Consider the following 2550-nt stretch of genomic DNA (forward strand, 5'->3'; position numbering starts at 1 on the left):
AAAGATGACTACCTAATTTTATTGAGTGAAAACGATGGAGTTGTATACTTCAAGAATCAGCACATTAAAAGTTTAACCGAAGGCTCAAATAACGGAAAAAATGGCAATAACGGACAAAACTACAGCCTGGATCAAATTAATTCTTTAGACTACGTTGCTCCAGATACTTTTGAAGAGCTATTAGAAGACTTGAGGTATCAATGGGTAACCATTAATCGAGGGGGACCAGAAAAAGTAGAAGGCATGCTTCATGATACGAACGGAGAGTTTGTCGCTCTTTTCTGCAATGAAGAACTGCTTCGTCTATCTATGTATCATATTCGAAGCATTAGCTACGGTGTAAAGGTTGAAGAAGAAGAAAATGACAATGATGAAAGCTAGGTAAACCTGCTTGCATCCTTATAACTTAAAAGCATCAAAAAAACAAATAAAAAGGAGCTCATAGAAATGGAATTCGGTCACTATTTATCTTCATTAGTTGGGAAAGACATTAATATCTTGTTAAGCGATGGAAATTCAATCGAAGGTGTTTTAGCAGCAATAAAAAGCGATTATTTTGTAGTCGAGACGGATAACAATATTATTTACCATAATATTAAAAATATGAAGGGATTTACTAGGAGTACAAAAAACTCAAAGAATTCAAAAAACCAAAAGAACAAGAAATCAAAAACAACATTTGTAACTGATTATTCCTCTGAAGGGATGACATTAAGAGAGGTTCTCGAAGATCACCACTCAAAATGGGTTTCCATTGACACCGACGGCAATCAAAACAACAACAACAACAACAACAACAAGCAAGGGTATACAGGCTTTCTTGCTGAGATTGGAGATGACTATATCATCTTAGTCGGAAAAGACGCACAGGTTTTTTTAAATATTTCTCATATAAACACTATTGTAAAAGCTAACGAGTCTAATATGCAATCCAATAATAACAGCCAAAATTCTAATGACAACTATGATAGTGGAATGAGTGTTATGCAATTTGAATCAATTTTTGGCGGATCACGCAGCTAAGAATGAACGAGCTAATTAATTATTCCTGCTATGAAAAAGAAAGGAGGGAAAATAGTTGAAAAGCATTTTAAAAAAATTAATGGGTGAAAAAGTCAAATTACAGCTTCCTGGAAAAAAGGTCATTGCAGGAATGGTAATCGAAATAGGGAGCGATGTATTGGTTTTGTTCGATGGGAAGGATTACCTATACCTTCCCATCGTTCATATTCAAAATATTACGAAATTGGAACCTAAAGAAGATGATATTACACCTCCAACCGCAACACCGAATATTGAGCATGATGAAGAACTTTCTTTAAGAAAAGTACTCACACTTGGAAAAGGTATGTTTACTGAAATTTACATTACAGGCAATCAGCCAATCCCAGGCTTTATTTCAAGCATCATGAATAATTATTTTGTCTTCTATTCACCTGTATATAAAACAATGCTCATTTCTCTTAATCATTTGAAATGGCTGATCCCTTATACAGCCAATCAAAGACCATACAGTTTGACAAATCAGCAGCTGCCTTTACAGCCACTCAATATTTCACTAGCAAGAACGTTGGAGGTCCAGATCGAAAAAATGGTCGATGAGCTAGTTATCCTTAATATAGGTGAAAACTCCGACTTTATAGGCAAATTAAATAAATTACAAAATAATTTTATTGAGCTCATTACTGCGAGAGAGGAACTCATCTATTTAAATATGCATCATATCAAAACCATTCACTTTACCAATATTTAACAAGCTGCTGAAAAACAGCTTTATCCGCTCTTAAAAGTTCCCCCTAAAAAGATAAAAAAGGATTAACCATCATGCGGTTAATCCTTTTAAGTGTTTATTCAATTCCTACTGCTTCGACACTTACTTCGGAAAAAATAATGCAGCCAATTACAGAGCAAAGAACTGCTGCCATCACAATCGTGAACATGCGTTTGCCCCCCTTTTGAGAACCCTTATTTAATATTAAATTAACACATTTGCGGCCTGTTCGTTTAGGTTAGGTGTGAACATTTTGTTAAATAAGAAAATCGGGAAGACATGTTATTTGCTCTGGCGTTTCTTTTTTCGTAATGAAAGCGTTAATAGAAGAACATGTAAAGCCAAGGCTATCTCCTCCTAACTTAAAGCTAGGTGGTATCATTCTCCACCCATAAAATTGCTTGCCGTCCTTGCATAAGAAAAATCATTTTCATTACCACCTTTCTCTCCAATATTTTTATTATTAATTAAAATGGGCGATACAAAGTATATTGACGATCACGATTTTCTTCTTGAATTTTGTGAATCATCTCGTTATGCATAATTTCTTCAACTGATTGTTTACGTTTTTTAATTGTGATTGTTAGAAAAAAGATATTTAGTGTCATATATTTCCACCCCCTTGACACAAAAAGGCCGCAAAGAGAAATTCCCTGCGGCAAAAAGGCATAAAAAAGCCACAAGGAAACGATTCTCCCTGCGGCTTGGATGTGTATTGTTAAAATAAATTAAGCAATCCATTCCTTGTAGGTCGAATTCGTAAAGTATAAAATTTGAAG

The 2550-nt window shown here is 34.6% G+C and carries 4 protein-coding genes; 3 read left to right on the forward strand and 1 reads right to left on the reverse strand.

Features of this window, described 5'->3' with window-relative positions; genetic code table 11:
* From V7164_RS11745 to V7164_RS11755, 3 genes are all read left to right on the forward strand, one after another.
* A partial coding sequence (locus tag V7164_RS11745; RefSeq protein WP_335354167.1) for a hypothetical protein occupies nt 1–381 on the forward strand: 381 nt, incomplete at its 5' end.
* 66 nt (nt 382–447) lie between these two features.
* Nucleotides 448–1023 carry a hypothetical protein gene (locus V7164_RS11750; RefSeq protein WP_335354168.1) on the forward strand — a complete coding sequence of 192 codons (576 nt, stop codon included), beginning with the start codon at nt 448–450 and terminating at the stop codon, nt 1021–1023.
* A gap of 55 nt (nt 1024–1078) precedes the next feature.
* Nucleotides 1079–1753 carry a DUF2642 domain-containing protein gene (locus tag V7164_RS11755; protein ID WP_335354169.1) on the forward strand — a complete coding sequence of 225 codons (675 nt, stop codon included), beginning with the start codon at nt 1079–1081 and terminating at the stop codon, nt 1751–1753.
* A 485-nt stretch (nt 1754–2238) separates the two neighbouring features.
* On the opposite strand, the gene V7164_RS11760 is transcribed toward V7164_RS11755, so the two are convergent.
* The gene (locus V7164_RS11760; RefSeq protein WP_335347969.1) at nt 2239–2379 is read right to left on the reverse strand and encodes a YrzI family small protein; all 141 of its coding nucleotides are present in this window, start codon (nt 2377–2379) and stop codon (nt 2239–2241) included.
* Between the last annotated feature and the right edge of the window lie 171 nt (nt 2380–2550).

It is taken from the genome of Bacillus sp. JJ1474 (genome assembly GCF_036965225.1).
Taxonomy (GTDB): Bacteria; Bacillota; Bacilli; order Bacillales; family Cytobacillaceae; genus Cytobacillus.

Excerpts from the sequence above, each read along its gene's own strand:
- V7164_RS11760 (WP_335347969.1), bottom strand. The coding sequence starts at position 2,379 with ATGACACTAAATATCTTTTTTCTAACAATCACAATTAAAAAACGTAAA.
- V7164_RS11750 (WP_335354168.1), top strand. The coding sequence starts at position 448 with ATGGAATTCGGTCACTATTTATCTTCATTAGTTGGGAAAGACATTAAT.